We start from the raw sequence: 24118 nt of genomic DNA on the forward strand, positions 1-24118 counted from the left end.
CGGATAGAACTGAACAGCGCAAGCATTGCGTCACATGATCCGACCATGTGACCCTCTGAGTGACTGTAGGGCTGTTCCTTCCAAGCGCGTTCGGCCAAGGAGGCCATGCCGTAGGCGCGGTCTATAGCATCGATGATTCGATCGTTCGATGCCGGCAACGTGACGTAGGCGAAGAAATAATCGCGAATCAGCTGGAGCACGCCTGCGTCTTCAATGTTGGTCGGATGGCATATCGCCACCCATCCGATTTGCGAATGAGATAGCAACCCGCGAATAGCTTGAAAATCCAGTGGACGCCGAAGCGTCGAGAAATCAAACAGCCCCGCGGACGCACTGGCAAATCGGCGTTCGATCCCAAGGTCGTCGTCCGGCCCGATCGTCTCGACCTGCCACGAGCGCTCCTCAAGGAGCGCTTGTAAAGACGCAACCACTTTGTCGCCGACATAGTAGAGCGTTCTCACATCCTCGTTCATCGTTCTCTCCCATGGTTCATGCTTTATTCCGAGGAGATGCCGCTTAGGAACGGGTCGGATCGGATAACCTTCAGCAAACGCGCTTGCAAGGGGGGCTTGAAACCATCGGCCTGATGGTTGCACGGTAGCGAAACTCTGCAGATACGAAATGCCGGAAACCCGTTTATCCGACCCGTACCGCGAGGTACAGGTCAAGTCCGGCGTTGGATGTAACGCCACGTATGGTGCTCGCGGTTGTATCAGAGGGAGCGACTTCTGCCCGCACCAGGCGACGGCCCATCGTAAAGGGGTAGGCTAATCGTAAAGGCACAACCTTTTCCGGGCATATCGCGAGCGGTAAGGCTCCCTCCATTCATTTCGACATTTTTCCTGGCAATAGCGAGGCCGAGGCCAAGACCGCTTCTGTCATTAGTGCTCTGTGTAAAAGGCAAGAATATGTCTTCCGTATCTCCTCTTGGAAGGCCGCCACAGTGATCAACGACATCAATCAGGATGCGGCCTGCCGCTGTATGTACATTCAAAAAAACTGCGGTATGTGTCCGGGTAAATTTGAAAGCGTTTTGCACCAGACTTCCGAGAGCGGCATATAGCAGGTCTCGATTGCCCATCACATTAAGATTTAGACTAACAGCTGTAACAAGTAGCGAGCATCCGCGTACCTGAGCAGCCAGTTCCGCAGCGAATTTGATCTCTTCGATGAGCTCGGCGACGGAAAACACTTCCTCGCAGTGGGATTTTCCTGCTGCTGAGCGTGTCTCGGCTAGCGCTCGATCGATCAAATCGCGTAGCTCAAATAAGCCATGTTCGAGCACCGAACCGGTTGCCCCCTTAAGACTTAGATTGCTTGCCTTTGCCGCTGCAAAGGCAAGCATTGCAGTCCCGAGACGGCTTCGTAAATCCTCGGCCAAGTACTCTATCTTTTCGCTCATCTCGAGCGCGGTGTTATGCGCCGATGTGAACTCGCGTTGCGTGGTGTACTCCACGACAGCGCTCGCTATCGCATTGTCCAGGCAGCGGTTGAGCGTTCTGAATTCATCGATCTCAAATCGTGCCTCGCACTCATACGCAAGGTCCGTGATCACCTGACACAAATCGCCATAACTATGTACGACTTGGTCGATCGAAAATCCGAGAATCAGAAGTTCGCGCCCGTGATTCGCAGCTGTTCGGTCCGCGTCGTCTGGAGGCAGTTCGCTCGCTGACAGGCCGTGATGCTCGCCGCGGGTCAGGGGATCGCTTGTCTGTTCGATTTTAAGCGTCTCAATTAATTGATCCAGGAACAATGGAACGCCATTTTGCAGTTGTTCTTTGCTCATCGCGCGGCCAGATCGCCGAACGACTTTACTCCTACACCGTTCAACCAGTGTCTGGCGATTATTCAACAAGAATTCGTGCATCATTGCGTCACCTTGAGCTTAGCGGAGCAACACTATTTGCAAAAGCATTGATCGGTCCGGCGCACTTCGCGACAACAAAGACAGCGGTACGCGGGGAATCAGGGTCAATCTGGATCTGCGGTTTGGCTCGATTTACTGTATTTCCGCTTTGATGCGACCACCGTGCTAGTGGGATGCGCCGCGAAGCGCGGGTGAGAGTCGTGGAGACAATGTTTATCAGACGATCGCGCAGAATCGATGGGAAGAGAACTTCAGCGCGCAAGTCGTCCCTTTCATCGGGACGCGATTGCGCGCGCGCAATCGCGTCCCGGAAAATCGCCACGGTTCTAACGATTTTTCCTTTTGCATCCCAAAAGAGCGAGAAAGTGTGTTCGATGTGTGTTCGATCGGCAAAACACCATGGTCTTTCGCAGTCAGCAGTGCGCGGGGCGATGTTTGCGCTCCCGCTTCTTTGCGCACGGCGCGCGAAGTGACAAAATCGGATGGGTTGAAGGCGTCTTCGCTCACGAGGCATGACACGCTATGAATCAGCTTTCCTACGGCATTCCCTCGTGTCCACCCGGTGGGCGGGATTGGCCCTGAATTTACAAAGGTAACCATCCGGAGTGTATTCGTTGCGATGACGGCATCACCGATGCTGCGGATCAAGGCTCGAAGCCAGTTTCGCCGCACGTGCATCACGTTCACGACTTTGTCGAAGGAAACGGTCATGTGCACTCCGTTATTCTCTGTACCGATTTGCACGTCAATGGTTACCACGGTCGCCGCAGATCTATTGCCCATCGGCACAGCAGCTTCAGGGAAAGCTAATTCGCCTTAAGGGACAGCGCTTTTCAGGAAAATTGTTCGCTATATCAATTTTTCAAGAAAAGACGAGCGCATTTAAAACGCGCCAAATCGGCATAATCATTCCAAGATAGTTGGAAAGCAAACTGCACAGTGGCTAAGCGAGAGAATTTTTTAATTGGTTAGACTATTTATCACCGTCCTGAAAATGCCGAGAGTCCAACGCATGTTTCGCTATCGTTCAGTCCGGAACAGGGAGTAGAGTACCTTAATTTAAGGAGTATGAACAAATATTTGACACTGTGAACAGCGTTGTACGACCGGAGTGAAACACTGTTTTGAGCTTAGAGGACGCATAACAACCAGAGCACACAATTCGACAAATGGAAAGCCTCAGCGCTGCTTGCTCATCGGAGGACAAATCCGATTCATGGTGAAGAAAAAAGTGTGGCCCCATTGAGCAAGCGGTCGTAAGGGGCGTCCTAAAATCATTAACGGAGATTAATGAAGCATATCGGTTTGATTTACTTGCACCGAACTACGGCCCGGAAAAAAGTTGACCGGTAGTAGCATCTAAGCGTGCCTATGCCGTGCGCCTCGGTAACTCCGCATCTCATCGTCGGGCGAAGCTGCCGTTCAAGTTCCCCTTTCGACAGTTCGCTCGCGTCCCGTTTAGGCCTCTTCCCATGGAGTAGACTGAGGATTTGCCGTTAAAGGTATTAGGAAAGTATTAGGAGCGCCTCCCGGCGCGCGCATTCGCCAAGTCGGCTTTGGAGGCATCGAGCAATGAACGTTCGGATAGCACATTCGTTGGCGGCCCGACGTGAGATCGAGGTGATGCCCGGGTCGATTTTCGATTTGAGCGCGCGCATGGAGTCATGTTGACTGGGCCTCCGAAGCATTTTCCAGGCTCCAAACCGGCGGTTGGCGATACTATGGGCGTGTCCTCGAACGCCTTCGAACACACCCTACTGCGGGCGCTTGCCGAGAACGTGCCGCATCGCATTTATGCGAAGGATATGCAGGGCCGGTTCATCTTCGCCAACGGCGCGGTGGCCACGGGCATGGGCGTGGCCGACCCCGTCGAGCTGCTCGGAAAGACCGATTACGACTTTTATCCACTCGAGTTAGCGAGCGAATACAACCGACAGGAACAGGAGCTCTTAAGGCACGGGCGCTCGCTTCTTAATCAAGAAGAGCACGCCAAATACCTGCTGCTTGGAGAGGAAGCCTGGCTGGTCACGACCAAGGTGGCGGTGCGCGACGACGCCGGCACGATTGTCGGGCTGGTGGGAATTAACTACGAGATCACCATGCAGAAGGCAGCGGAACTGGCGTTGCAGGCTGCTCACGCGCAGGCGGCGGAGACGACAGTCCGGCTGCAGGCCACTGTCGCACGGCTGGATCTCGAAGTGAAAGAGCGGCAACGTTTCGAACAGGAGCTGCGCCACCGTGTGATGCACGACACTCTCACCGGTCTGCCAAACCGGGCTCTGTTGATGGACCGGATCGAACAAGCGATCGAGCGCGCCCGACGCCACGGTGACTCGCTCACACTACTTTTCCTCGATCTCGACCGGTTCAAGCTCGTCAACGACAGCCTTGGCCACGCCGCCGGCGATGAGTTGCTGCGCGTTGTGACGCGGCGCATCGCCCGCTTGATGCGCACATGTGACACATTCGGCCGCCTCGGTGGCGACGAGTTCGTCCTGTTGCTGCCCAATCCTATGCCTGCCGACGTGCTCACAAACTTGACCAACAACCTTTCCCGAGTCGTGGCCAAGCCGATGCTGGTCGCCGACCGCGAGGTGTCCGTTACGTGCAGCCTGGGCTATTGCGTCTATCCCCAGGACGGTGGGGACGCGACTACGTTGGTCAAGCATGCCGACGCCGCGATGTATGTCGCCAAAAAAGACGGCGGAAACCGGGTGCGCTGCTACACGCCTGAGCTGAGCTCGCACGCCAGCGAGCGACTGGAGGTCGAGACCCAGTTGAAGCAAGCATTGCAACGCGGCGAATTCCTGCTGCACTACCAGCCGCAGATCGAGATCGCCAGCGGGCGTATCGTCGGCGTAGAGGCGCTGGTGCGCTGGCAGCACCCGGTGCGCGGATTGGTGCCTCCGACGCAATTCATCCCGCTCGCCGAAGAGTCAGGGCTGATCGAGCCGATTGGCGAATGGGTGCTACGCACTGCTTGCGCCCAAGCTGCAGCGTGGCAGCGCAGCGGATTGCCGCCGGTGCGCATGGGTATCAACGTTTCGGCGCGCCAGTTCTACAATCCCGCGCTGGAATCAGTGGTTGCGCAGGTGCTCGCCGAGCACAGGCTCCCCCCCGAGCAGGTGGAGCTAGAGATCACCGAAAGTTTGTCGATGAAGGACCCGGAAGAGAGCGTCCGCATCTTGGCTAGCTTCAAGGCACTTGGCATCGGCATCGCGATCGACGATTTTGGCACCGGCTATTCCAATCTTGCCTACCTGCGCCGATTCCCCGTGCGTCGCATCAAACTGGATCGCTCGTTCGTCAGCGAACTCGGTTCGCAATCGAGCAGCCACGCTATCGTCGAGGCAATCGTCGCGATGGCTCACAAACTCGATCTGCAGGTTATTGCAGAGGGAGTCGAGACCGCCGAGCAGCGCGACCAATTGCTGCGCTACGGCTGCGACGAGCTGCAAGGCTTCTGGTTCTCGCGGCCAGTCGATGCGGCCGCGTGCGGTGCTCTTCTACAAAAGCAATGTGGATTTTGGGATGGTTCATACATCGACGCCTCCGTTTGTTAAGCTCCCAACCGGTGACGGTTCGAAGGTGCCGTGTGCAGCCATACATCCGAACTCAGTGTCAGGCGCATTCCCTGTCTTGCTTGGAGGAATCTGCGGGTTGGCTTCACCTGCTGCTGATAGTCTGCGGCATATGCCGAAGGTTAGCGTTATACCATTTTGGATCACGATCTATATCGGATCGTCAGGCAAAGTCGTTGACCCGGACAGTGGGCTTTTGAGGCACGTTGCTTCGGCGCACGATGCAACGATCGGCAGTGGCCGATGACCGGTACGAACTGAAAATTCTTTCGGGATATTTTCATAGGTAACGGGAACGCACAACCAATAATTATTTAGGCAGACTAACTAATTTAGCATAAACTAAAGTGATCACCGTCGACGATGTAGAAGCAAAGTAGTAGTGTCGTACTTGGGAAAAGTACAGATGTCGCACCTAAAGGCATCTGTATCGCATGCTAGTGCGCTTTCCTCGCCTTTGGAGACCGTCATGACGCGGCACCGGGACGATCACGATGAGCATGCAAGAGCGACCGGCTGAAGGTCATTGAAGCAGTGCCGCTCGTCGCCATGGATCGCGCGTCGGGATCAGTCCTCGAGAGTTGGTCGTCAGGCTCCGTCTTGAGTTACGATCGCGCGGATTGACTGCTTGAACTTGCTGCCGGCAATGGCGACTAGCGCTTGCGAGAACAGCTTCAGCTCACGGCACAGCATCACGAAGCGGCGACACACGTTGCGAATGCCGATGCCGTTGTCACGACGAAAGTCGGCTATGGTCTTGAAGCCCGGAGCAGACGGCCCCGCGAGCCACATCAATTCAACTTGGCGCTGGCATCACGCTCCAGACGCCGGCTCGATTGACCCGGTTCAGGAAGCCGCAGATATAGATATTCAGCAGCACTGCTGGATGATAGGACGGGCGGCCTGTAGTCGACGGCATTGCGCTATCAATACCCAGTGATGCAAGGTCAAGCTCTTCTAAAAACGCCTCGATGACTCTGACCGGGTTGTCCTCGGCAACGAAGTCATCGAGGCGCTCTGGAGGCAGCGTCACCTGCTTGCGATCTTCAGCTTCTATGAATCGCTTCATCCGGTCACCCATGCCGAATGAGTTAATCCAGTTTAGGCGATCAGCGTGTTTTCACAAGCTCGACTCGATGCTGCCAGTCGGCTTTTCGCAAAACAGACACTCGTAGTTCGTCGCAGGCTCGATCGCGCTAGGCCGGCCGTGCACGCTGCAGTATGCGGGAGCAGGGGTCTGCCGAGGTGACATCCTCGGAGCGCTTTCGCTAAAAGAATTATCCGATATCTTTAGCCTTCGCGATCATCGTTGCTGCGGACGCGGCCATGCTCTACGTTCCGGGGTTCACAGCGGTGATCGCGACGATTGTCATTCTGGCGGCGCTGGCAATGGCCGCGCTTTTTACTTCGGTGCTAACCAAGTCATCCGATGTAGAGCGGGTTTAGGTTCACATCTCCGGCACGAGCTTGATTCGGTCGATCGCGGCCGTCACGAGCGCTCTTGCATCAGCGATCGATGTCGCACCTTGAGCGATAGTGTTGAGCCGGTTGTCGACCAACAGCATCGCCAGGCCGTGCACGAACCCCCATGCCGCAGTCAGGACAACGGCTTGATCGGCAGCGATCCCCGCCAGCGGTATCGCGGCTTCCGATGTATCTGGCGCATCGATCTGGAACGCGCCCGCCATTGCCAGCGCTGAAGCCCGACGTGCTTCGATTAACGAAGGCCTGGTCGCATCGAGCAGTTCGTTGCGAGACATTAGCTTGAACAACTCCTGATTTGCCATTGCAAATTCGATGTAGCCGTGCCCAATTGCTTTACGCTTTGGCCGTCCGGCCCGTTTTCCTTTCGCTTGATCCGCCATGGCCTGGGCAAGCCGCGTGTGGCCAGAAGCCACCAGTTCACTCAGTACGCCCGCCAGATCCCCGAAGTGGTGCTGAGGTGCCGTGTGCGACACGCCTGCCTCGCGCGCGATCGCACGCAGGCTCAGTCCCTTCAATCCATCGCGAATCAAGACCGTCTCGGCGGCCTGGAGTAATGCTTCTGGAAGCGCGCCGTGATGGTAAGGGCGTGCCGATTGCGGAATCGAGGACAGTTCGGAAGTCGACGCGGGACGTGAAGTTCGCCGGATCATGGCCTTAAATGTTTCCAATGGTAACTTTGCTTTGACGCATAGTCTAAACGCGCGAGAATTTTCCAATGGAAAGATATGGACCTGAGATGACAGGCAAAGCAACGAAACCTCAGGACCGAGGAAAAATCTTCTTTCAAACCGTGAGGCATGCCAGTTCCTGCGTGGCGATCGCAACAGCCATGGTCGTCGCCGCCGGATGTGGTGGCGGGGGCTCTGGTAATGCGGCTGCACCCACTCCGGCCAGCGCCCCAACGCCCTCCAGCAGTGCGTCGGCGACCGCGCTCAACATCGAGCCGATGACGAATGTCGACGTCGCCAACCACCTCGGCTATTTCGGCGACCCTTATCCGATTCATTCGTCGCAGCCGAGTACTACCGCGCCGCAGTCGTATTCCGGCACAACGACGCAAGTCATTCAGTGCACTCCGCCGATCACCCCAGGATGTTTCACATCTGCGGATTTACAGTTCAAATACGACAGTTCGCTGACGTCTGCCGTCAGCGCCGCCGGAAATGCGTTCGGTGACACCATCAATCACAACATTTATCAAACTCTCGATGGCGTATGGCATATGGCCATTACCCTGTATGTGCATCCACTCGGAGCACAAACCCCACATTGGACGGTGATTGCACATGCATCGCCTGCAGACAATACGCCGGCTTCGACACCGCCGAGTTCATGGATCGTGGACAAATTGCTGGTCGGCTCGCTCGCCACCTCCGACTTCGCCAACTATGACGGCAAGTACTTTGAAGACGGCAACACGCTGTATCTCGTCTACAGCAAACGCCTGGTTTCTTCGCCAGTCGAATACGACGGTATCGTGGCCCAAGCAATGACATCGGCTACCGCTCCAGCTTCCAGCGACCCCGTCACGCTTCTAGCGCCAGACAGTGGCGCCGCCTCCTCAACTCGGAGTACTTCCATACCAAACCGCCAGCAGGCGATACATTCAAGTTGATCGAGACGGGCAACATCACCAAGATCAACGGCAAGTATGTGATGGCGTATTCGGCTGGAGACTACCAGCAGATCAGCTATAAGAGTGGCGTTGCGTACTCCGATACTTTCTTGCCGCAACCGGGTCAGTCATATCGCAAAGTTTATCAACAGGACACCGCCGGCGTCTGGGGTCAGCCTAATCATCCGGAAGTTCGCTATCTGCTGCAGTCTCAGCAGTCGCAGTGGCCAAAGAGAGTGAACCAAACCGTGGGAGGCCATTTCCGTCGACACGATCGCCGCCGTAGACGGCGTGACGGCGCCGTGCCCGATGGGATACGCCGCTTGGAGTCTGCGAAGTTTCCAACGAGAAGAGCCCAGCAAGGCCGCCCGGTACGCTCGCTATATCAGCTATGCTGCCGACGTTGCCCACCCGATTGGAGTTGCTATGCGACTGATCATCGAGGCCCGCCTGGAGGCGGGGGAAACGAGTGAGACTAAAGCGACGACCATTGCTGTGGTCGAACGAAAGGACCGGAGCGTCGCCGACCTGGGACTTACACTTGCCGAAGGCCGCGCCTTGCTCGCTGAGCTTCAGTCGTTGTTGGTGTCGGAGCAGGCTGCCGGGTGGATTGAAGGCCAATTGGTTTGCGACCGTTGTGGCTCGATGCTGGCGCATAAGGACGCCCGGTCGATCGTGCTGCGAACCGTATTTGGCAAGGTCGACGTGCCCAGTCCGAGGCTGTGGGCGTGCAACTGCGCAGCGAAGGAAGGGCAACCGCGCCGCTCAGTGAGTCCGCTGTGCAAGGCCGTTCACCAGCGTGTGACGCCGGAATTGGAGTATCTGCAGGCCAAATGGGCCGCCCATCTACCCTACCGTCAGGCCACTGAGCTGCTTCGAGAGGTCCTTCCGCTGGACAAAGGGATTTCCTTCGGTAGTACTCGCCGTCGGATTCTCGCCGTCGGTAGCGCGCTGGACGCGCAGATCGAGCGCGATATCGCGTCTGGACCAAAAGCGCTCAGCGAAGAGCAGGTCCGCGAATCGAACACCGTAGGCTGCGTGAGCGTCGACTCGGCTTGGCTGAGCTTCAGCAGCAGCCCCAAGACCCGCAAAGCGGCGCGCGACCTTGCGGAGCTGAAATCGCCTTGGGCGCAGAACTTGCCGCGGGATCGACATGTCAACATCGTTGCGGGCCGTGCAACTCTTGCCGATCGCACCCCGCGTCTGTACGCGTACGTACATAAGCTGGTGCCATCGGCTCCCGCGCGGCTGGACCAATTTCTCTTTGCAAGCGGCGTGGCTCCAAACGAGCGAGTCACCGTGATCAGCGATGACGCTGGCGAATTTGGCAAGGCTGTGGACGGCAGCCAGCTCGCTAGGGGGAGGATTCTGGACTGGTTTCACATCGCGATGAAGTTTAAGGCTGCCAAGAACTCGGTGTTAGGAAGCCAGACGATTGAGCCCGAAGAGCGAATCGCTGTAGAGACAGAGATCGATCACGCCAAGTGGCTGGTTTGGCATGGAAAAGGCCGACAATCCGTTTTCCGCATCAAAGCCCTGGACGCCACGCTGCTGGCAAGGGAAGGCTATGAGCACTCGACGTTGTTCTGGAACCTGCGCCGCCTGTACTTCTACATCGAGCGCAACGCCGGTACGCTGGTGAACTATGGAACGCGCTATCACAAGGGTCTACCGATCAGCAGTAGCATTGCCGAGTCCGCGGTGAACCTGGTGGTCAGCCATCGCATGGCGAAGAAGCAACAAATGCGATGGACGGACGAGGGAGCGCACTGTCTGGCACAGGTCAGAGTTGCTGTTCTCAACGAAGAATTCTCGGTTGAGAAACTTGCCGTGTTGACCAAGACTTCTGCAGCTGAAAACTCGCCGAGTGCACGCCGCGCGGCATGAATTGACCTCCCACGGTTTGGTTCACTCTCGAATCGGTGACATCTTTATTGTGGTCTATGCGGGTGGGCTGCAAAGAAGGTTTCAATATGATGTGCACTGCGCACACCGAGTCCGGGAATCGTGCGCCACCAGCGCCGGCGTCGGGGGATGCGCACCGTCAAATCGGCCAGCGTTCGAATGCCATACTGATGCAGCACGGGGACAACGCGAGGCGACAGCCAGGCACCGATCGGATCGCTCACCTGCGGTTGCGGGACCGCAAGCGCCGGCAGGATGTCCAGCGCCCGAGTCGCGGCCTTGCGGTAACAGGTCCGTTCGCCCACCGCGCACTGAAACAGCCGGGCCAGATCGGCGCGATGCCGGCTGAGGGCGAAACTGGCGAGCTGCCGACTAATCCGGCCGATCACGCCGCGCGCCGACTGGCCGCCTTCGAGCGCCTGCGGGCAATAGCGCTCGAGCGCCTCGCGCGAGCCAACGCCCGCGTACCACGCGCGTAGCGCGGACAAGGACGCGGTAACGGGAAAGGGTAGCGAAGTCGGACGATCAGGCATGCGAAGATTATAGGCGTCAAGATGACAGCGACGTGACGGTCGGGTGTGACGCGTTTCACAATATGGCAGTTTTGCTAAAAATAAGCCCCTATCGATAATAAGAGTTAGCGAGAGGGATGCATGGCAATTCGTCGGTGTGCCGACCGTCAGCTCGATTCACACATCGTCCCATCGGGTAAAATGTCGTCATCCCGACGCTCGCCGAAATGATTGCGTGCGAGCGCTGCATCGAGTTGCACGTCAGCGACAATGACAGCACAGGCGATCAGCATCGCGTCTACCGTGTACCACCGTGGGGAATACCATGAATCTCGATCCCGAATTCGACGAGCCGCTAACTGACGAAGAGTTTGATTTCCTCGAACGCTTTCTTTCGAGCAATGCCGTTTGCGACGATGCGATGGACGCCGTCATGTTGCACGGCTTTCTGACCGCCGTCATCTCTGGACCGAACGTGATCATGCCAAGCACAATTCTTCCGTGGATCTGGGATGCAAGGCACGTAACACGTCAGCCCAGATTTCTGTCAGCAGGTCGGGCACGCAAGGTCACCGGGCTGATCATTCAATACTGGAACGACGTCAACAACACCCTGAATCACTGTCCAGATCTGTTCTCGCCTGCTTTGCACTCCACCGAGTGGAAGGGTGAAGAGATTCTTGTCTTCGACGAATGGTGCGAGGGCTATTGCAAGGGCATCGACCTGGATCGGGAAGCTTGGGAGCCGCTGATTGAACGGCACCCCAGTTGGTTCAATGTCATTCTTTTGTTCGGGACCGCCTCCGGATACGAAGATCTGGTGCAGCGAGATTACACGGTCGAGCAACGTCGATCGTTCGCAAACTTGCTCACGGCTTCAGCGCTCAATATCCATCAATACTGGTGCGAGGAGCGCCGAAAATTGATGGAACAAGGCGAGCGGCCAAACATGATCCCGGCGGTTTCAAGGCCGAAAGACAGGACAAGGAAGCTGACCGAGCGGAGAGATCCAGACGCGCAAGACGAGAACGAGTTCGACGACCTGTTCCTTGTCGATTCGCTCGGCCGTGCAACGGAAGAAGCGTTTCACCCACTTGCATTGTCCCCGCTGTCTACAGCCATAACCCGCGGCGGCACCTCTGTCGATGTGCACATCTATCGGTCCGATAATAATGGCCGCGATGGCTGGGTGCTGGAAATAGTCGGCTCGTTCGGGACGTCCACGGTTTGGGATGATCTGTTCCCGACCGATGGGGCTGCGCTGGCCGAAGCGTTCAACACAATCGACGCGCATGGGATTGAATCGGTAACGGAAGAGGTACCAGCGCACGTAACGAAGCACTGAGCGCTGTGAAACCGGCCATCAGTTCCTCTTTTATATCAGTGTCTTAGATTGAGATGTGGCGGATTTTTTACGAATCCCGGTCATACCTCATATAAGGGGAGACTATCCAAGGCGACCGAACCCTTCGCTCGTGAGCTGGCAGCCCGGGACGAGGAGGGAGATGTGGGTGACACTTGTGACCTGCACAGATTCTCGAATTCAAGGCTGCCGATAACAGACCAGATCGATCTCGACGAGCGCAGCCCTGCCGAGGCGTGTCACGCCAACGGTGGTGCGAGAAGGCAAGCTGAGACTGTCTTGCTGAAAATGACGTGCGTAGACCGTGTTGAAAGCAGCGAAATCGCGGTCGAACTCAGTGAGGTAAATGCGCACGAATACGGCATCTTCGTAGCTGTAGCCGGTATGTCTCATGATGCGTGTGAGGTTCTCGAAGCAGAGGAGCGCTTGCGCTTCGATGCCTTCGGCAAGCGCCGCGGCGGGTGCGTCAGGGTCCGTCGGCAGTTGTCCTGTGACGTAGAGCCAGCCTGCTGCTTGCACCGCATGCGAATACAGGGAGGACAGAGGAGGAGGGCTCGCGTCGGCGACGAAGTGGTGGATTTTATCTGCGGGCATGAAAGTAACAAATAGAAAAGCGTTGAAGGGGAAGAGTCAGGCTGAGGGGCATCGGCCAGTTGTTGAGCATACCGCTGCCATCCAGCGCTTTCACGACTCCGTCATTGTGCGAAGCGCATGCTCGAAGCAGCTGAGCGGGGCGCTCGCCACGCCGATTCCGATCCATCCCGTCTCGCCATCGCGATGAGCGATACCCGTGTGAATCCGCACGGGCCTTTGTTCGTCGACCACGCGCTGCGCGTCGAGGCCGAGTCCCGTTTTAGCCACTCCTGCCAGGGCAGGCGCGAACAAGGGATGGGCAGACCAGAACAGCTCCCGCATGGAGCGCCCAGCAGCCTGCGCAAGCGGCCAGTCCTGCAACATCACTTGGGCGAGTTCCGGCGAGCAGTGTGCAACCGCACCGCCAAGGCCGAAGGCCTCCATGATCGCACTATCACCCAAATCACGTTGGGCGTCTTCGGGCGAGTGCGGCGCGAAGAAGCGTCCATCAGGAACGGTTGCCGGCGCGCAGAACCAACGCTTGCCCATGCCGGCCACCCGTACGCCACACGCCGAGCCGTTACGCGATATTGCCGTGACGATGGTGCAATCAGCGATGCCTTGCGCCTGATCGAGGGCAAGTTTTGCGGCTGCCATCGCGTAGTTAAGGAAATGCTGAGGATTGCAGAGCAGCCAGGAGCGCACCGAGTCGTCGAGACCTGGAAGGTGCGTTGCAAACGCATACATGCCACCGACGTTCCGTTGATGCACGTCGTCACCCAGCGCCAGACCTTCTGCAATGAAGGGTAACAATGGCAATCCGCCTGGCGGAAGTGCGCGTGCGATTGCCGGGCCGATCACATCGTCCAGGTACTGCAGCCCGGCCGCTACATGCGCGTCGTAAAAGCCAAAGCGCAGTACACGGCGGCCCGCCTCGGCAAGGGTTGCATACGTAACGCCCGGACCTGCGCGGTTCTCGATGCGCATCACGACCTGGCTGGGCCTCACCACACCGCTCATTGGCGAGACAGTGCCCAAGTCATGATTGGCATGCAGGCGGATCTCGCCGCGCAGAATGCGTGTTGCTGCAGCCTCAAGGGAGTCAACCCAGCCTTCGTGCACCACTGCACCGGCCAAGGCGTGTAGCACCGGTGCAGGGATGTCGGCGGGGTCATCGAATGGCGGCCCGGCATGGCCGAGTTCCCCGTCAGCAAGATTCAGTGCGCTGGACGCACGCTCACAGCCGGCCAGCACAGGCTGCGTCGCGGCGATGCGCTCGACCGCCTGCTGGTTGGCGAGCCGTCGACGCTCGGGATACGAGGGGAGGGCAGCGTTGTTCATGGCGACAGTGGCATTGCCTTGACGCAGGTTGACTTATAAGCAAAGGCGAGCAAGGTCATTGTTGCGTGCCTCGCTTGGTCCCTCGGTCACGGTCGATACGCATCCGGTACTGGAAGGCGTCGCCGCGAAAGTGCAGGTACTCGAATAGGATCGGATGTCCATTCGCGTCGAACACATGCCGTTCGATTCTTAGAATTGGCGTGAGGGGCGCAAGTCCCAGGGCAACCGCGGTTTCTTCGTCCGTGGGAATGGCGTCCATTGCTACGTTCGCGTGATTGATTCGAACCTTGCTGTGCTCCTCAAGGAGACGAAAAATATCCTGGGTCCCAAGGTCGGCGCTGGTCAGTTGTCTCGCGAGTGTTTCGCCAATATAGGTGGTCTCGAACGAAAGGGCTGCCCCGTCGAGGAGCCGTACGCGCTTGATCTCGGCGACGCGTGTGCCTTCCTCCAAGTTGAGCCGGGAACGAATCTCTTCACGCGCCTCAAGGTAGCGCAGGCCTTCGAGCTGGTTGCTGACCTTGTGACCAAGCGGCGCCATCGCCTCGGAGAATCCCTGTAACGCGTCGACGTTCTGAAAGGCCCGTGGCGGCGAGACAAACGTGCCGCGTCCATGCACCTTCTTGACGACCCCCTCCTGGCGCAGCTCTTCAAGCGCCTGCCGCACTGTGATGCGGCTCACCTCGAACATGTCGCATAACGCCTGCTCGGTAGGAAGTTGCGTCTCAGGGCCATAAGTGCCGTCGAGTATGCGCGCGCAGAGTTGTTCCTTCACACGTTTGTACAAGGGAGAAGTGGAATCCTGAATGAGCATTATTAGTAAGTTATTGCTTTAGATGTTATGACAACCATAACGGTAATAACGCAGAAGTGGTGACTTTTCCGGCTCTGGAGGGATCGAGAATACCTCAACCCCGGTGTCTCGGGAAATGCCGCTCAAAGCTATAAATGCGCTAAGCAAGTGAGGATTCGTTGCTTTGAATCGAAGCGCGGCCATTCCTATACTGCAATGCCTGAGTCGTTGTTATTACAACGTGGACCGAGTACGCGAGATCATTAAAGATCGGGCCGCCCGCGACGCCGGCAGATCGAACAGAGCGAGGCGAAAGGCATCGTTCGATCACCATGCTGAAAAATGAATTTGCCCCAACAAAGTAGGCGCGAGTGTTCATCCGTCTTCCTGCAAATGACTAACGGAGCTGTAAAGCATGTTCAAACACCTGATCCGTGGAGCCGCGCTGCTGGCGCTGGCGGCCAGCTTTACCTCGGCGGCCCTCGCGGCCGAAAAGACAGTCGTCATCGGCTATCAGACGGACATCGAGCCGTCCAAGATTGCACAAGCGGAAGGGCTCTATGAGAAGGCCAGCGGCTACAAGATCGACTGGCGCAAATTCACTAATGGTGCCGACGTAATTGCAGCCATGGCGTCGGGCGACGTACAGGTCGGCTTCACGGGCAGCAGTCCGCTTGCCGCGGGCGTCACGCGAGGCCTGCCGCTCGAAACCTTCTTCATTGCCGCCGAGATCGGCACCGCCGAAGCGCTGGTCGTGCGCAACGGCAGCAACATTACGAAGCCGGAGGACCTGATCGGCAAGAAGGTCGCGGTTCCGTTCGTCTCGACCACGCATTACAGCTTGCTCGCAGCACTCAAGCACTGGGGCATTCCGGCGAACAAGGTCACCATCCTGAACCTGGCGCCGCCGGAAATTGCCGCCGCATGGCAACGCGGTGACATCGATGCCGCCTATATATGGGATCCGGCGCTCGGCAAGATCGCGAAGACGGGCAAGGTCTTGATCACATCGGCGGACGTACGCAAATGGGGCGCACCCACATTCCTCGCCTGGGTTGCCCGCAAGGATTTCGCGCAGGCCCATCCGGACTTCCTCGTGAGCTTTGCGAAAGTCACGGGCGCGCAGAATGCCGCGTATCGCAATGACGGTGCAACGTGGAACGCAGATACGTTGCAGGTGAAGGAGATTGCCCGCATCAGCGGTTCAGACGCGGCGGACCTGCCTGCATTATTGCAAGGGACGACTTTCCCGCTGCTCGGCGAGCAGACGACGCCAGCCTTGCTCGGAGGCGGCACGGCCAAGGCGCTCGCCAATACGTCCGCGTTCCTCAAGGAACAAAAGCGCGTGGATGCCGTTCTGCCTGACTACGCGCCGACCGTCACGGCGTCTTACGTGAAGCAGGCAGAAGGGAAGTGATGCAATGATCCGGATCGACTCGCTCAGCGTTGCGTTCGATACTCCGCGCGGACCGCACACGGTTCTTTCGGAGCTCGATCTCGTCCTGCGCGACGGGAGCTTTACCGTCGTGCTTGGTCCGTCCGGCTGCGGCAAAACCACGTTGCTCAACGCGGTCGCAGGGTTCGTTCCACCATCTGCGGGAGCCGTGAGCATCGACGGGAATACGGTCACGGGACCGGGTTCCGACCGTGGCATGGTGTTCCAGGACGACGCGTTGCTACCCTGGCAAAACGTCGAGCAGAACATTGGTTTCGGGCTGGTCCTCGCGGGCATGCCGAAGGCGCAGCAACGCGTGACGGTGGGTGCGCTGCTCGATCTCACCGGCTTGACGGCCTACGCCCGGTATCCGCTCTGGAAGATCTCTGGCGGCATGCGTCAGCGCGTGGGCCTTGCTCGCGCGCTCGCCGTCGATCCCCGTTTCCTGCTGCTCGACGAGCCGCTCGGCGCACTCGATTCGTCCACCCGGCTGAAGATGCAGGAGTATTTGCTCACGCTCTGGAAACGCTGCGGCAAGGGCATGGTGATGATCACGCATGACATTTCCGAAGCGCTGTTCATGGCGACCGATCTGGTCCTCATGCGCGCGAATCCCGGGCGGATTGCCTCGGTCCAGCGGCTCGATTTCGGCGAGCGTTTCGTCGCGGGAGAAACGTCTCGCGGCATCAAGGCCGATCCGGCGTTCTTGCGCCTGCGCGACGACATAGAAAGCCAGATTTTCTCCGACGAAGAGGAATTACCATGAGCGATATCGAGCAGGTGGCCGGCTATCCGGTGCCCCGCGTCGAGCCCTCGGCGCCGACGCGTCGTCGGTTGCCACGTAACCGCTTGATCAGTATTGCGACCGTCGTGGCCGTGATCGCGTTCTGGACTATCGCCACCCGGCTTCAGCTCGTGAGTCCCGTGTTCCTGCCTTCGCCAATGGCGGTAGCCCGCAAATTTGTCGATGTCTCCGTGAACGGTTTCAGCGATGCCACGCTCTGGCAACACACGGTGGCGAGCCTGTCGCGCGTGTTTGCCGCGCTGGCGCTGGCAGTTGTTACCGCAGTGCCGCTTGGCGTGCTGATCGGGCTCAATCCGACCGCGCGTGCAATTGCCGATCCGCTGATCGAATTTTATCGGCCAGTGCCGCCGCTTGCGTACCTGCCGCTGATCGTGATCTGGTGTGGAATCGGCGAACCCTCCAAGATCCTGCTGATCTGGCTGGCGATTTTCGCACCCCTGACCATCTCCACCCAGCAAGGCGTGCGACGTGTAAAGCAAAGCCGGTTGCGTGGCGCTCAGGCGTTGGGCGCGACGCGCTGGCAGCTCATTCGCTACATCGTCGTGCCTTCAGCTGCTGCAGATGTACTGACGGGGATTCGCGTGAGCCTAGGAGTGGGCTGGTCGGTGCTGGTTGCGGCGGAGCTGATTGCTGCGACGCGCGGCCTTGGCTTCATGATCCAGTCGGCGGCGCAGTTCCTCGTCACAGACGTGGTGATCATGGGCATCATCGTTATCGCGTTGATCGCAGGACTGTTCGAATGGGGACTGCGATATCTCCAGCGCGTGCTGGTGCCATGGGAAGGACACGCATGAGCGATGCGCATCCGGTAGCGGCAAGCATTGTTCTTCAGGCGGACGTGCTGGTGCTCGGCGGGGGACCTGCAGGCACCTGGGCCGCGTTAAGCGCCGCACGCCAGGGCGCGCGCGTCGTGCTCGCGGACAAGGCTTATTGCGGCACGTCCGGCGCTGCTGCGGCGTCGAACAACAACGTCTGGTACGTCAGCGACCCGGCGCGCCATGAAGCCGAATTCACTGAGCGCTTCCTTTCAGGCGGGAGCCTTAGCGAACGCAGTTGGACTGACGCGCTCCTGCAGGGCGCGGTGCAGCAACTCCACCTGCTGGCCAAACTTGGTTATCCGTTCCCAAAGACGGAAGCGAGCGTCACTAACTACGCGACCTTGCGCGGACCCGACTACATGCGCTTCATGCGTTTGCAGATCAAACGGGCCGGCGTGCAGATTCTTGATCATAGTCCGATGCTCGGCTTGCTCGAGTATGAGGGTCGCGTAGTGGGGGCTCATGGGGTGTCGAGGGAGGGTCTGCGCTGGCAGGTCCAGGCCAACTCAACCGTGATGGCGACAGGCGGCTGCGCGTTCATGAGCGGTGCGCTGGGCACGAATGTGTGCACCGGCGATGGTCATCTCGCGGCAGGAGAAGTGGGCGCGCGGTTTTCCGGCATGGAGTTTTCTAACCAGTATGGGCTGGCCGCGAGTCACTCGTCTGTGACGAAAGGGCTGCCGTTCGTGTGGAGCACTTACTCGCGCGAGGACGGCAGCGAGATTCCAATCGTCGATGACGAGCCGTTCGTCTCGGTCGCGAGAGTACTGGCCGAGGAGCCGGTGTTCGCCGTCTTCGACCGGGCAAGCAAGGACATTCAGCGTTGGCTGCGCAGTGGCCAGGCCAATGCATTCCTGCCTTTCGATCGCAAGGGTATCGATCCTTTTACGCAGCGCTTTCCGATCGGCTTGCTGCTTGAGGGCACGGTGCGCGGGACCGGTGGCATCCGGCTGAGTGGGCGAGATTGCGCGACCGATGTGCCCGGCCTCTATGCGGCCGGCGATGTGACCTCCCGTGAGGTTGTGGTCGGTGGCCGCACGGGCGGCGGGTCGCCGAACTCGGCATGGGCGATTGTGACCGGAGTCTGGGCAGGCGTTGCCGCAAGCGCCTTCGCGATTGGACAACGCTCGCACGCAACCGTGCCGTTGCGGCCCGCAACAGACCTGACTGTCTTCTCCGATCCGCAGCTATCGCGACAGGTGATTGAACAATACGTCTGGCCTTTGCGAACCAATCTCTTCCGAAGCGCAACGGGTCTCGGTCTTGCGCTCGACGTGCTTGAAAAGGCGTGGCATGAGCCCGCGAATCCTGCGGCACCGATCGTCCACGCGCGGTCCGCACGCGCAATGCTCTATGTGGCTCGCCTCGGATACCGAAGCGGGCTACGTCGCACGGAATCGCGCGCCCTACATCAGCGCATAGATTTTCCCGCGCGTTCCGACGCCCAGCATTATCGGCAAGTGGTTGCCGGCGTCGATACATTTACTTTCGCAACAGAGGCCGTTGCGAACTAGCCGAGGAAAGCGGTCTTGATCGAACTTATCAGCGAGTCTCGTTGCACGTCCTGCAATCGCTGCGTGGAGGTATGCCCGACAGGTGTTTTCGACGCGGTCGATGGCGCCATACCCGTCATTGCCCGGCCGGACCAATGTCAAACCTGTTTCATGTGCGAACTTTATTGTCCCGTGGATGCCATGTATGTCGACCCGTGCGCGGACGGGCACGTCACGGTGTCAGAACAAACGCTCATCGAACAGGGATTGATGGGCAGCTACGCGCGCTCCCTCGGCTGGAAAAAAGCGCGCGCTGGCGGAACAGAAAATGATCTGACGCATCATCTGTTCGAGATCGGTGTGACATGAACAAACGTAACACCGGAATACATCGTCGCCGTTAGCGTCGTGGACTGCGGCTTAGCAGAAGCAACACGAGATGATGCAGATTGCCGCCAGGCGTATCCGGTGGCCTGATACTGGGCAATGTTGATCCGGACCCGGTCATTGGCATGCAGCGGGTTTTGCGTCGACGAGCTATTCTCCTGGCGTGCCATCTTCAAACGGCGCCCACTATGTCAGCGCTCACTAACCTCCCTAACAACAGGACCCAACCCATGGCAGATTCCACTGTCGCGCGCATTGCAGTGCTCGATGATTATCAGCAGGTCGCCAGTGGGCTCGCTGATTGGGCCAGCCTCGCGCCGCGAGCGCAGCCGGTTTTCTTTCACGACCATGTCGCCGACTCCGATGCAATTGCCGCGCGCCTCGCACCATTCGACGTAATCGTGCTGATGCGAGAGCGCACCCGGTTGGACGCCGCGCTGCTCGCGCGCTTGCCCCTTCTCAAGCTGATTGTCACTGTCGGCATGTGGAACGCAGCGATCGACCTGCATGCCGCCCGCGCGCAGCAAATCGTCGTATCGGGGACTACGGGCGGCGACTCTGCGGCTACGCCGGCGCTCACCTGGACGTTGATCCTCGCCATCACGCGCAACCTGCATGCAGAAGCTACCTCAGTGCGCGCGGGTGGCTGGCAGGTCGGCCTCGGCGTGGACGTGAACGGCAAGACCCTCGGTTTGCTGGGACTAGGCCGTATCGGGCAGGCGGTTGCACGCCTGGGTCAGGCATTCGGGATGCGCGCGATCGCCTGGAGCGAAAACCTGACGGCCGAGCAGGCGGCGGAACACGGCGTTGAACGTGTCGACAAAGACCAGTTGTTTCGGGACGCGGATGTGCTGTCCATTCACCTGAAACTCGGCGATCGCAGCTTGGGGATTGTCGGCGAGCGGGAATTGGCGCTAATGAAGCCGAGCGCTTATTTGGTTAACACCTCGCGTGGGCCGATCGTTTCCGAAGCAGCGCTAATTGAAGCACTGCAGGCACGGCGCATTGCCGGCGCGGCACTCGACGTGTTCGATGAAGAACCGCTTGCGCCTCACCATCCGTACCGGTTCCTGCCCAATGTGCTCGCCAGTCCCCATATTGGCTACGTCACCGAAAACACCTATCGCGCCGCCTTTCCGCAGATTGTGGAAGCGATCCATGCGTGGCTCGACGGCACGCCGGTTCGGGAATTGCCACTCTGACCCATGTGGCAGGGATTGGAACAGACCGGTCGTTCAGCGCAGGTAGTCGGGCCGCGTGAATCCCTTGAATCGCTCGTCTACCACGCGCCTGAACTCGGGAGACTTATAGGCGTTGGCAATGTCCTGAACATATGGTTTATCGATGTCGGCACTACGAACCGCGACGAGGTTGAGGTAGTGCGGCGGAATCTTTTCGAGCAACAACGAGTCGGTAAGCTTCAACCCGGCGGCCAACGCAAAATTGCCGTTGATGAACGCGTAATCTACGTCGTCCAGGGAGCGGGGCAGTTGCGCGGCATCCAGCGGCAACAGCTTGAGCTTATGCGGATTTGTGGCTATGTCCCGCTCGGATGACGTGACCGGATTCGTCCCCGGTTTGAGCGTAACCCAGCCGATCTGTTCCAGCAGCACAATTGCACGCGCCTGGTTAGTGACGTCATTGGGCAGCGACACAGTCGCGCCGTCCTTCACGTCCGCAAGACTTTTGAATCTGTGACTGTAGGCGCCAATCGGTGCGGTCGGGACCTTGATCAGTTCGGAAAGCTTGAGGTTATGTTCATCGGAGAATTTCTTCAGGTAGATTTCGTGCTGAAACGCATTGGCGTCGAGCGCGCCGTCCGCCAGGGCAAGATTGGGTTGCACATAGTCGGTGAATTCGACAATGCTAACCTTATAGCCTTCCTTCTCCAGCACGGATTTTATGCCATAGCGGATCTGGTCGGCATAAGGACCCGCGGTTGCGCCGAAGCGGATCTCTTGTTTCGCGGGATCTGCGGCATGTGCCAGCGTCATCGCGGCGGAAATAGCCGACATAGTCGACATGAGCAGGAAAGCACGAATGCCACGCATCAGATTCATTTTAATCTCCACATCATTGCCTTGGTCGCAGCAGCGCCGTGAGCTTTCGAAGGCTCTTGATGCTTACTCTTTCAGGAAGCCGACGCGAAGATAAGCGAATCAAATTCCGGCGCAAAGAAAGCAATTCTGCTTTGCTAAGCCTAGCTTTGACTTCTCAGATAGCCGGAATCCGCACCAGCGCTGGGTTTCGGCTATTTTTGGAGGCTATCATGTAGCCATGTAAAATAGTATTTTTATATTGCTTTTGTGAGATTTTTTGCTTTAATTAGTGTTCATGTATATCGAACACGTCCCCAACCGCAACTCACCGCCCGCGATCCTCCTGCGTGAGTCCTATCGCGACGGCAAGACGGTCAGGAAGCGCACCCTGGCCAACCTGTCATCGCTGCCCGCTGAGGTGATCGAAGGCTTAAAGGTCTTGCTACGCGGCGGCGTCGCGGTGCCATCGCTCGACGACGCCTTCGTGATCGAGCGCAGTCTGCCACACGGGCATGTGGCCGCCGTGCTCGGCGCGGCACGCGCCTGCGGTGCCGAGCAGTGGTTTGCGTCGGCGCCTGCCGCGCTGCGCTCGGTGGTGATGGCGCTGCTGGTGGCGCGGGTGGTCTCGCCTGCTTCCAAGCTCGCCACGCATCGCATGCTGTGCGAGCAGACCGCGACCCACTCGCTGTCGCGGCTGCTAAAGCTGGGCGACGTCGACCTCGAGCAGGTCTATGCCGCGCTCGACTGGCTGGGAGAAGCTCAGGAAGGCATCGAGAAGCGTCTTGCTCGGCAGCATCTGGGTGGCAGTACGCTGGTGCTCTATGACCTCACCTCCACGTGGGTGACCGGACGCTGCTGCGAGCTCGCGGCGCGCGGCTACAGCCGCGATGGCAAGCGTGACGACCCGCAGATCGTGTTCGGGTTGGTATGTACTCCTGATGGCATTCCGGTGGCGGTCGAAGTCTTCGCCGGCAACACCGCCGATCCGGCCACCGTGGCACCTCAGGTGGCGAAGCTCAAGGACCGCTACGGCATCAACCAGCTCGCCTGGGTGGGTGACCGCGGCATGCTCACGCAGGCACGCATCGACACGGTATTGCGTCCGGCCGGACTGGACTGGGTGAGCAGCCTGCGCGCGCCGCAGATGGCTGCGCTCGCCCACGAGAAGGGGCCCTTCCAGCCGTCGCTGTTTGATGAGCGCAACCTGCTCGAAGTAACCAGTGAGGCGTTCCCCGGCGAACGGCTCATTGTGTGCCGCAATCCGCTGCTGGCCGAGGAACGGACCCGCAAGCGCGAGGCCTTGCTGCAGGCCACCGAAGCTGAGCTGATGAAGATCGCCGAAGCGACCACGCGCGCCCGCAACCGCCTCAAGGGTACCGAGGCGATTGCCTTGCGCGTGGGCCGCGTCATCGATCACTACAAGATGGCCAAGCACTTCGAGTTGAACATCACCGACTCGAGCTTCACGTGGGGGCGCAAGTCCGAACAGATCCAGCAGGAAGCCGCGCTCGATGGCCTGTATGTGGTGCGCACGAGCTTGCCGGCCGCGGCACTATCGGCCGAGGCGGCCGTGTCGGCCTACAAGGGCCTGGCGGTGGTGGAGCGCGCCTTCCGTTCGCTCAAGACAGTCGATCTGCAGGTGCGTCCGATATTCCACTGGAATGCCGGGCGCGTGCGCGCACACGTCTTTCTGTGCATGCTCGCTTACCACGTCGAGTGGCACATGCGCGAGAAGTTAAAGCCGATGCTGTTTGACGATGAGTACGTCGAACAAGCGCGGGCGGCCCGGCCTTCACCGGTGGCCAAGGCGCGACGTTCGGACCAGGCGAAAGCCAAGGACGCGACCAAACTTGGCGAGGATGGCTTGCCGGTTCACAGCTTCCGTACGTTGCTCGACGACCTGGCGACGCTTGCGTACAACGTCTGTCACACGCCACTCAACCCGGATGCCAGGCTCGTCATGACGACGCGACCCACACCCGTTCAGGAAAAGGCCTTCCGCCTGCTCAACGTCAGCCCTGTCGCCTGTACCCAGTAATCGCTTCGCTCGCGCGCACATAACCGCGATAAATCAAAGAATTACGCGCGTCGGCGCTCAAAGCTCGG

Annotated in this window: 20 protein-coding genes and 1 pseudogene; 11 read left to right on the plus strand and 10 right to left on the minus strand. The window is 58.8% G+C overall.

The window, feature by feature from the left end; all coding sequences use genetic code 11:
* The 3 genes from ACMX25_RS38885 to ACMX25_RS38895 all read right to left on the minus strand — a co-directional run.
* Nucleotides 1-473 (minus strand): VpsR-related response regulator (locus ACMX25_RS38885; RefSeq protein WP_414955147.1); only part of this gene is annotated, 473 nt, incomplete at its 3' end.
* Nucleotides 474-712: 239 nt separating this feature from the next.
* Nucleotides 713-1873 carry a sensor histidine kinase gene (locus ACMX25_RS38890; RefSeq protein ID WP_414955148.1) on the minus strand — a complete coding sequence of 387 codons (1161 nt, stop codon included), beginning with the start codon at nt 1871-1873 and terminating at the stop codon, nt 713-715.
* Between the two features lie 213 nt (nt 1874-2086).
* On the minus strand, nt 2087-2581 hold the full coding sequence (locus ACMX25_RS38895) for a hypothetical protein (RefSeq protein WP_414955149.1): 495 nt from the start codon (nt 2579-2581) through the stop codon (nt 2087-2089).
* Nucleotides 2582-3591: 1010 nt separating this feature from the next.
* Here ACMX25_RS38895 and ACMX25_RS38900 point away from each other — a divergent pair.
* The gene (locus tag ACMX25_RS38900; protein ID WP_414955150.1) at nt 3592-5433 is read left to right on the plus strand and encodes a sensor domain-containing protein; all 1842 of its coding nucleotides are present in this window, start codon (nt 3592-3594) and stop codon (nt 5431-5433) included.
* Nucleotides 5434-6055: 622 nt separating this feature from the next.
* On the opposite strand, the pseudogene ACMX25_RS38905 reads toward ACMX25_RS38900, so the two are convergent.
* Both ACMX25_RS38905 and ACMX25_RS38910 read right to left on the minus strand, forming a co-directional pair.
* Nucleotides 6056-6520: pseudogene (locus ACMX25_RS38905) on the minus strand (transposase); the annotation flags it as partial.
* Nucleotides 6521-6899: 379 nt separating this feature from the next.
* Nucleotides 6900-7586, minus strand: coding sequence for a TetR/AcrR family transcriptional regulator (locus ACMX25_RS38910; RefSeq protein ID WP_414955151.1), 687 nt, complete (start codon nt 7584-7586; stop codon nt 6900-6902).
* An 86-nt stretch (nt 7587-7672) separates the two neighbouring features.
* Here ACMX25_RS38910 and ACMX25_RS38915 point away from each other — a divergent pair, with 86 nt between their 5' ends.
* Both ACMX25_RS38915 and ACMX25_RS38920 read left to right on the plus strand, forming a co-directional pair.
* Nucleotides 7673-8551, plus strand: a complete 879-nt coding sequence (locus ACMX25_RS38915; protein WP_414955152.1) for a hypothetical protein — start codon at nt 7673-7675, stop codon at nt 8549-8551.
* Between the two features lie 426 nt (nt 8552-8977).
* Entirely contained in the window at nt 8978-10438 is a 1461-nt protein-coding gene (locus tag ACMX25_RS38920) for an ISKra4 family transposase (RefSeq protein WP_414955153.1), read from the plus strand.
* Between the two features lie 44 nt (nt 10439-10482).
* On the opposite strand, the gene ACMX25_RS38925 is transcribed toward ACMX25_RS38920, so the two are convergent.
* Nucleotides 10483-10989, minus strand: coding sequence for a phage integrase family protein (locus ACMX25_RS38925; protein WP_414955154.1), 507 nt, complete (start codon nt 10987-10989; stop codon nt 10483-10485).
* Between the two features lie 304 nt (nt 10990-11293).
* Here ACMX25_RS38925 and ACMX25_RS38930 point away from each other — a divergent pair, with 304 nt between their 5' ends.
* On the plus strand, nt 11294-12313 hold the full coding sequence (locus tag ACMX25_RS38930; RefSeq protein ID WP_414955155.1) for a UPF0149 family protein: 1020 nt from the start codon (nt 11294-11296) through the stop codon (nt 12311-12313).
* A gap of 198 nt (nt 12314-12511) precedes the next feature.
* On the opposite strand, the gene ACMX25_RS38935 is transcribed toward ACMX25_RS38930, so the two are convergent.
* The 3 genes from ACMX25_RS38935 to ACMX25_RS38945 all read right to left on the minus strand — a co-directional run bounded on the left by ACMX25_RS38935 (nt 12512) and on the right by ACMX25_RS38945 (nt 15056).
* Nucleotides 12512-12925, minus strand: coding sequence for a RidA family protein (locus ACMX25_RS38935; RefSeq protein ID WP_414955156.1), 414 nt, complete (start codon nt 12923-12925; stop codon nt 12512-12514).
* A 90-nt stretch (nt 12926-13015) separates the two neighbouring features.
* Nucleotides 13016-14245, minus strand: a complete 1230-nt coding sequence (locus ACMX25_RS38940) for an oxamate carbamoyltransferase subunit AllG family protein (RefSeq protein WP_414955157.1) — start codon at nt 14243-14245, stop codon at nt 13016-13018.
* Nucleotides 14246-14300: 55 nt separating this feature from the next.
* Nucleotides 14301-15056, minus strand: a complete 756-nt coding sequence (locus tag ACMX25_RS38945; protein WP_414955158.1) for a GntR family transcriptional regulator — start codon at nt 15054-15056, stop codon at nt 14301-14303.
* A gap of 394 nt (nt 15057-15450) precedes the next feature.
* Here ACMX25_RS38945 and tauA point away from each other — a divergent pair, with 394 nt between their 5' ends.
* The 6 genes from tauA to ACMX25_RS38975 all read left to right on the plus strand — a co-directional run bounded on the left by tauA (nt 15451) and on the right by ACMX25_RS38975 (nt 21175).
* Nucleotides 15451-16452 carry a taurine ABC transporter substrate-binding protein gene (gene tauA, locus ACMX25_RS38950; RefSeq protein ID WP_414955159.1) on the plus strand — a complete coding sequence of 334 codons (1002 nt, stop codon included), beginning with the start codon at nt 15451-15453 and terminating at the stop codon, nt 16450-16452.
* Between the two features lie 4 nt (nt 16453-16456).
* Entirely contained in the window at nt 16457-17236 is a 780-nt protein-coding gene (locus tag ACMX25_RS38955) for a taurine ABC transporter ATP-binding protein (RefSeq protein ID WP_414955160.1), read from the plus strand.
* A complete protein-coding gene (gene tauC, locus ACMX25_RS38960) occupies nt 17233-18069 on the plus strand; it encodes a taurine ABC transporter permease TauC (protein ID WP_414955161.1) in 837 nt (278 codons plus the stop codon). Before ACMX25_RS38955 ends, tauC begins: the two co-directional genes overlap by 4 nt.
* A complete protein-coding gene (locus ACMX25_RS38965) occupies nt 18066-19607 on the plus strand; it encodes an FAD-binding protein (protein WP_414955162.1) in 1542 nt (513 codons plus the stop codon). Before tauC ends, ACMX25_RS38965 begins: the two co-directional genes overlap by 4 nt.
* 15 nt (nt 19608-19622) lie before the next feature.
* Complete coding sequence (locus ACMX25_RS38970) at nt 19623-19955, plus strand: 4Fe-4S binding protein (protein ID WP_414955163.1); 333 nt, start codon at nt 19623-19625, stop codon at nt 19953-19955.
* Between the two features lie 248 nt (nt 19956-20203).
* Nucleotides 20204-21175, plus strand: coding sequence for a D-2-hydroxyacid dehydrogenase family protein (locus ACMX25_RS38975; protein WP_414955164.1), 972 nt, complete (start codon nt 20204-20206; stop codon nt 21173-21175).
* Nucleotides 21176-21208: 33 nt separating this feature from the next.
* Here the strand turns inward: ACMX25_RS38975 and ACMX25_RS38980 are convergent, their stop codons facing one another.
* Entirely contained in the window at nt 21209-22033 is an 825-nt protein-coding gene (locus tag ACMX25_RS38980; protein ID WP_414955165.1) for a MetQ/NlpA family ABC transporter substrate-binding protein, read from the minus strand.
* Nucleotides 22034-22307: 274 nt separating this feature from the next.
* Here ACMX25_RS38980 and ACMX25_RS38985 point away from each other — a divergent pair, with 274 nt between their 5' ends.
* A complete protein-coding gene (locus ACMX25_RS38985) occupies nt 22308-24050 on the plus strand; it encodes an IS1634 family transposase (protein WP_414955166.1) in 1743 nt (580 codons plus the stop codon).
* The last annotated feature ends 68 nt before the right edge of the window (nt 24051-24118 follow it).

This window comes from Caballeronia eucalypticola (assembly GCF_047608185.1).
Lineage (GTDB): Bacteria > Pseudomonadota > Gammaproteobacteria > Burkholderiales > Burkholderiaceae > Caballeronia.

What these genes read in the sequence shown, in the direction of transcription:
- ACMX25_RS38890 (WP_414955148.1), bottom strand. Translation starts at nt 1,873, where the DNA reads ATGATGCACGAATTCTTGTTGAATAATCGCCAGACACTGGTTGAACGG.
- ACMX25_RS38895 (WP_414955149.1), bottom strand. Translation starts at nt 2,581, where the DNA reads ATGACCGTTTCCTTCGACAAAGTCGTGAACGTGATGCACGTGCGGCGA.
- ACMX25_RS38900 (WP_414955150.1), top strand. Translation starts at nt 3,592, where the DNA reads ATGGGCGTGTCCTCGAACGCCTTCGAACACACCCTACTGCGGGCGCTT.
- ACMX25_RS38910 (WP_414955151.1), bottom strand. Translation starts at nt 7,586, where the DNA reads ATGATCCGGCGAACTTCACGTCCCGCGTCGACTTCCGAACTGTCCTCG.
- ACMX25_RS38915 (WP_414955152.1), top strand. Translation starts at nt 7,673, where the DNA reads ATGACAGGCAAAGCAACGAAACCTCAGGACCGAGGAAAAATCTTCTTT.
- ACMX25_RS38920 (WP_414955153.1), top strand. Translation starts at nt 8,978, where the DNA reads ATGCGACTGATCATCGAGGCCCGCCTGGAGGCGGGGGAAACGAGTGAG.
- ACMX25_RS38925 (WP_414955154.1), bottom strand. Translation starts at nt 10,989, where the DNA reads ATGCCTGATCGTCCGACTTCGCTACCCTTTCCCGTTACCGCGTCCTTG.
- ACMX25_RS38930 (WP_414955155.1), top strand. Translation starts at nt 11,294, where the DNA reads ATGAATCTCGATCCCGAATTCGACGAGCCGCTAACTGACGAAGAGTTT.
- ACMX25_RS38935 (WP_414955156.1), bottom strand. Translation starts at nt 12,925, where the DNA reads ATGCCCGCAGATAAAATCCACCACTTCGTCGCCGACGCGAGCCCTCCT.
- ACMX25_RS38940 (WP_414955157.1), bottom strand. Translation starts at nt 14,245, where the DNA reads ATGAACAACGCTGCCCTCCCCTCGTATCCCGAGCGTCGACGGCTCGCC.
- ACMX25_RS38945 (WP_414955158.1), bottom strand. Translation starts at nt 15,056, where the DNA reads ATGCTCATTCAGGATTCCACTTCTCCCTTGTACAAACGTGTGAAGGAA.
- tauA (WP_414955159.1), top strand. Translation starts at nt 15,451, where the DNA reads ATGTTCAAACACCTGATCCGTGGAGCCGCGCTGCTGGCGCTGGCGGCC.
- ACMX25_RS38955 (WP_414955160.1), top strand. Translation starts at nt 16,457, where the DNA reads ATGATCCGGATCGACTCGCTCAGCGTTGCGTTCGATACTCCGCGCGGA.
- tauC (WP_414955161.1), top strand. Translation starts at nt 17,233, where the DNA reads ATGAGCGATATCGAGCAGGTGGCCGGCTATCCGGTGCCCCGCGTCGAG.
- ACMX25_RS38965 (WP_414955162.1), top strand. Translation starts at nt 18,066, where the DNA reads ATGAGCGATGCGCATCCGGTAGCGGCAAGCATTGTTCTTCAGGCGGAC.
- ACMX25_RS38975 (WP_414955164.1), top strand. Translation starts at nt 20,204, where the DNA reads ATGGCAGATTCCACTGTCGCGCGCATTGCAGTGCTCGATGATTATCAG.
- ACMX25_RS38980 (WP_414955165.1), bottom strand. Translation starts at nt 22,033, where the DNA reads ATGAATCTGATGCGTGGCATTCGTGCTTTCCTGCTCATGTCGACTATG.
- ACMX25_RS38985 (WP_414955166.1), top strand. Translation starts at nt 22,308, where the DNA reads ATGTATATCGAACACGTCCCCAACCGCAACTCACCGCCCGCGATCCTC.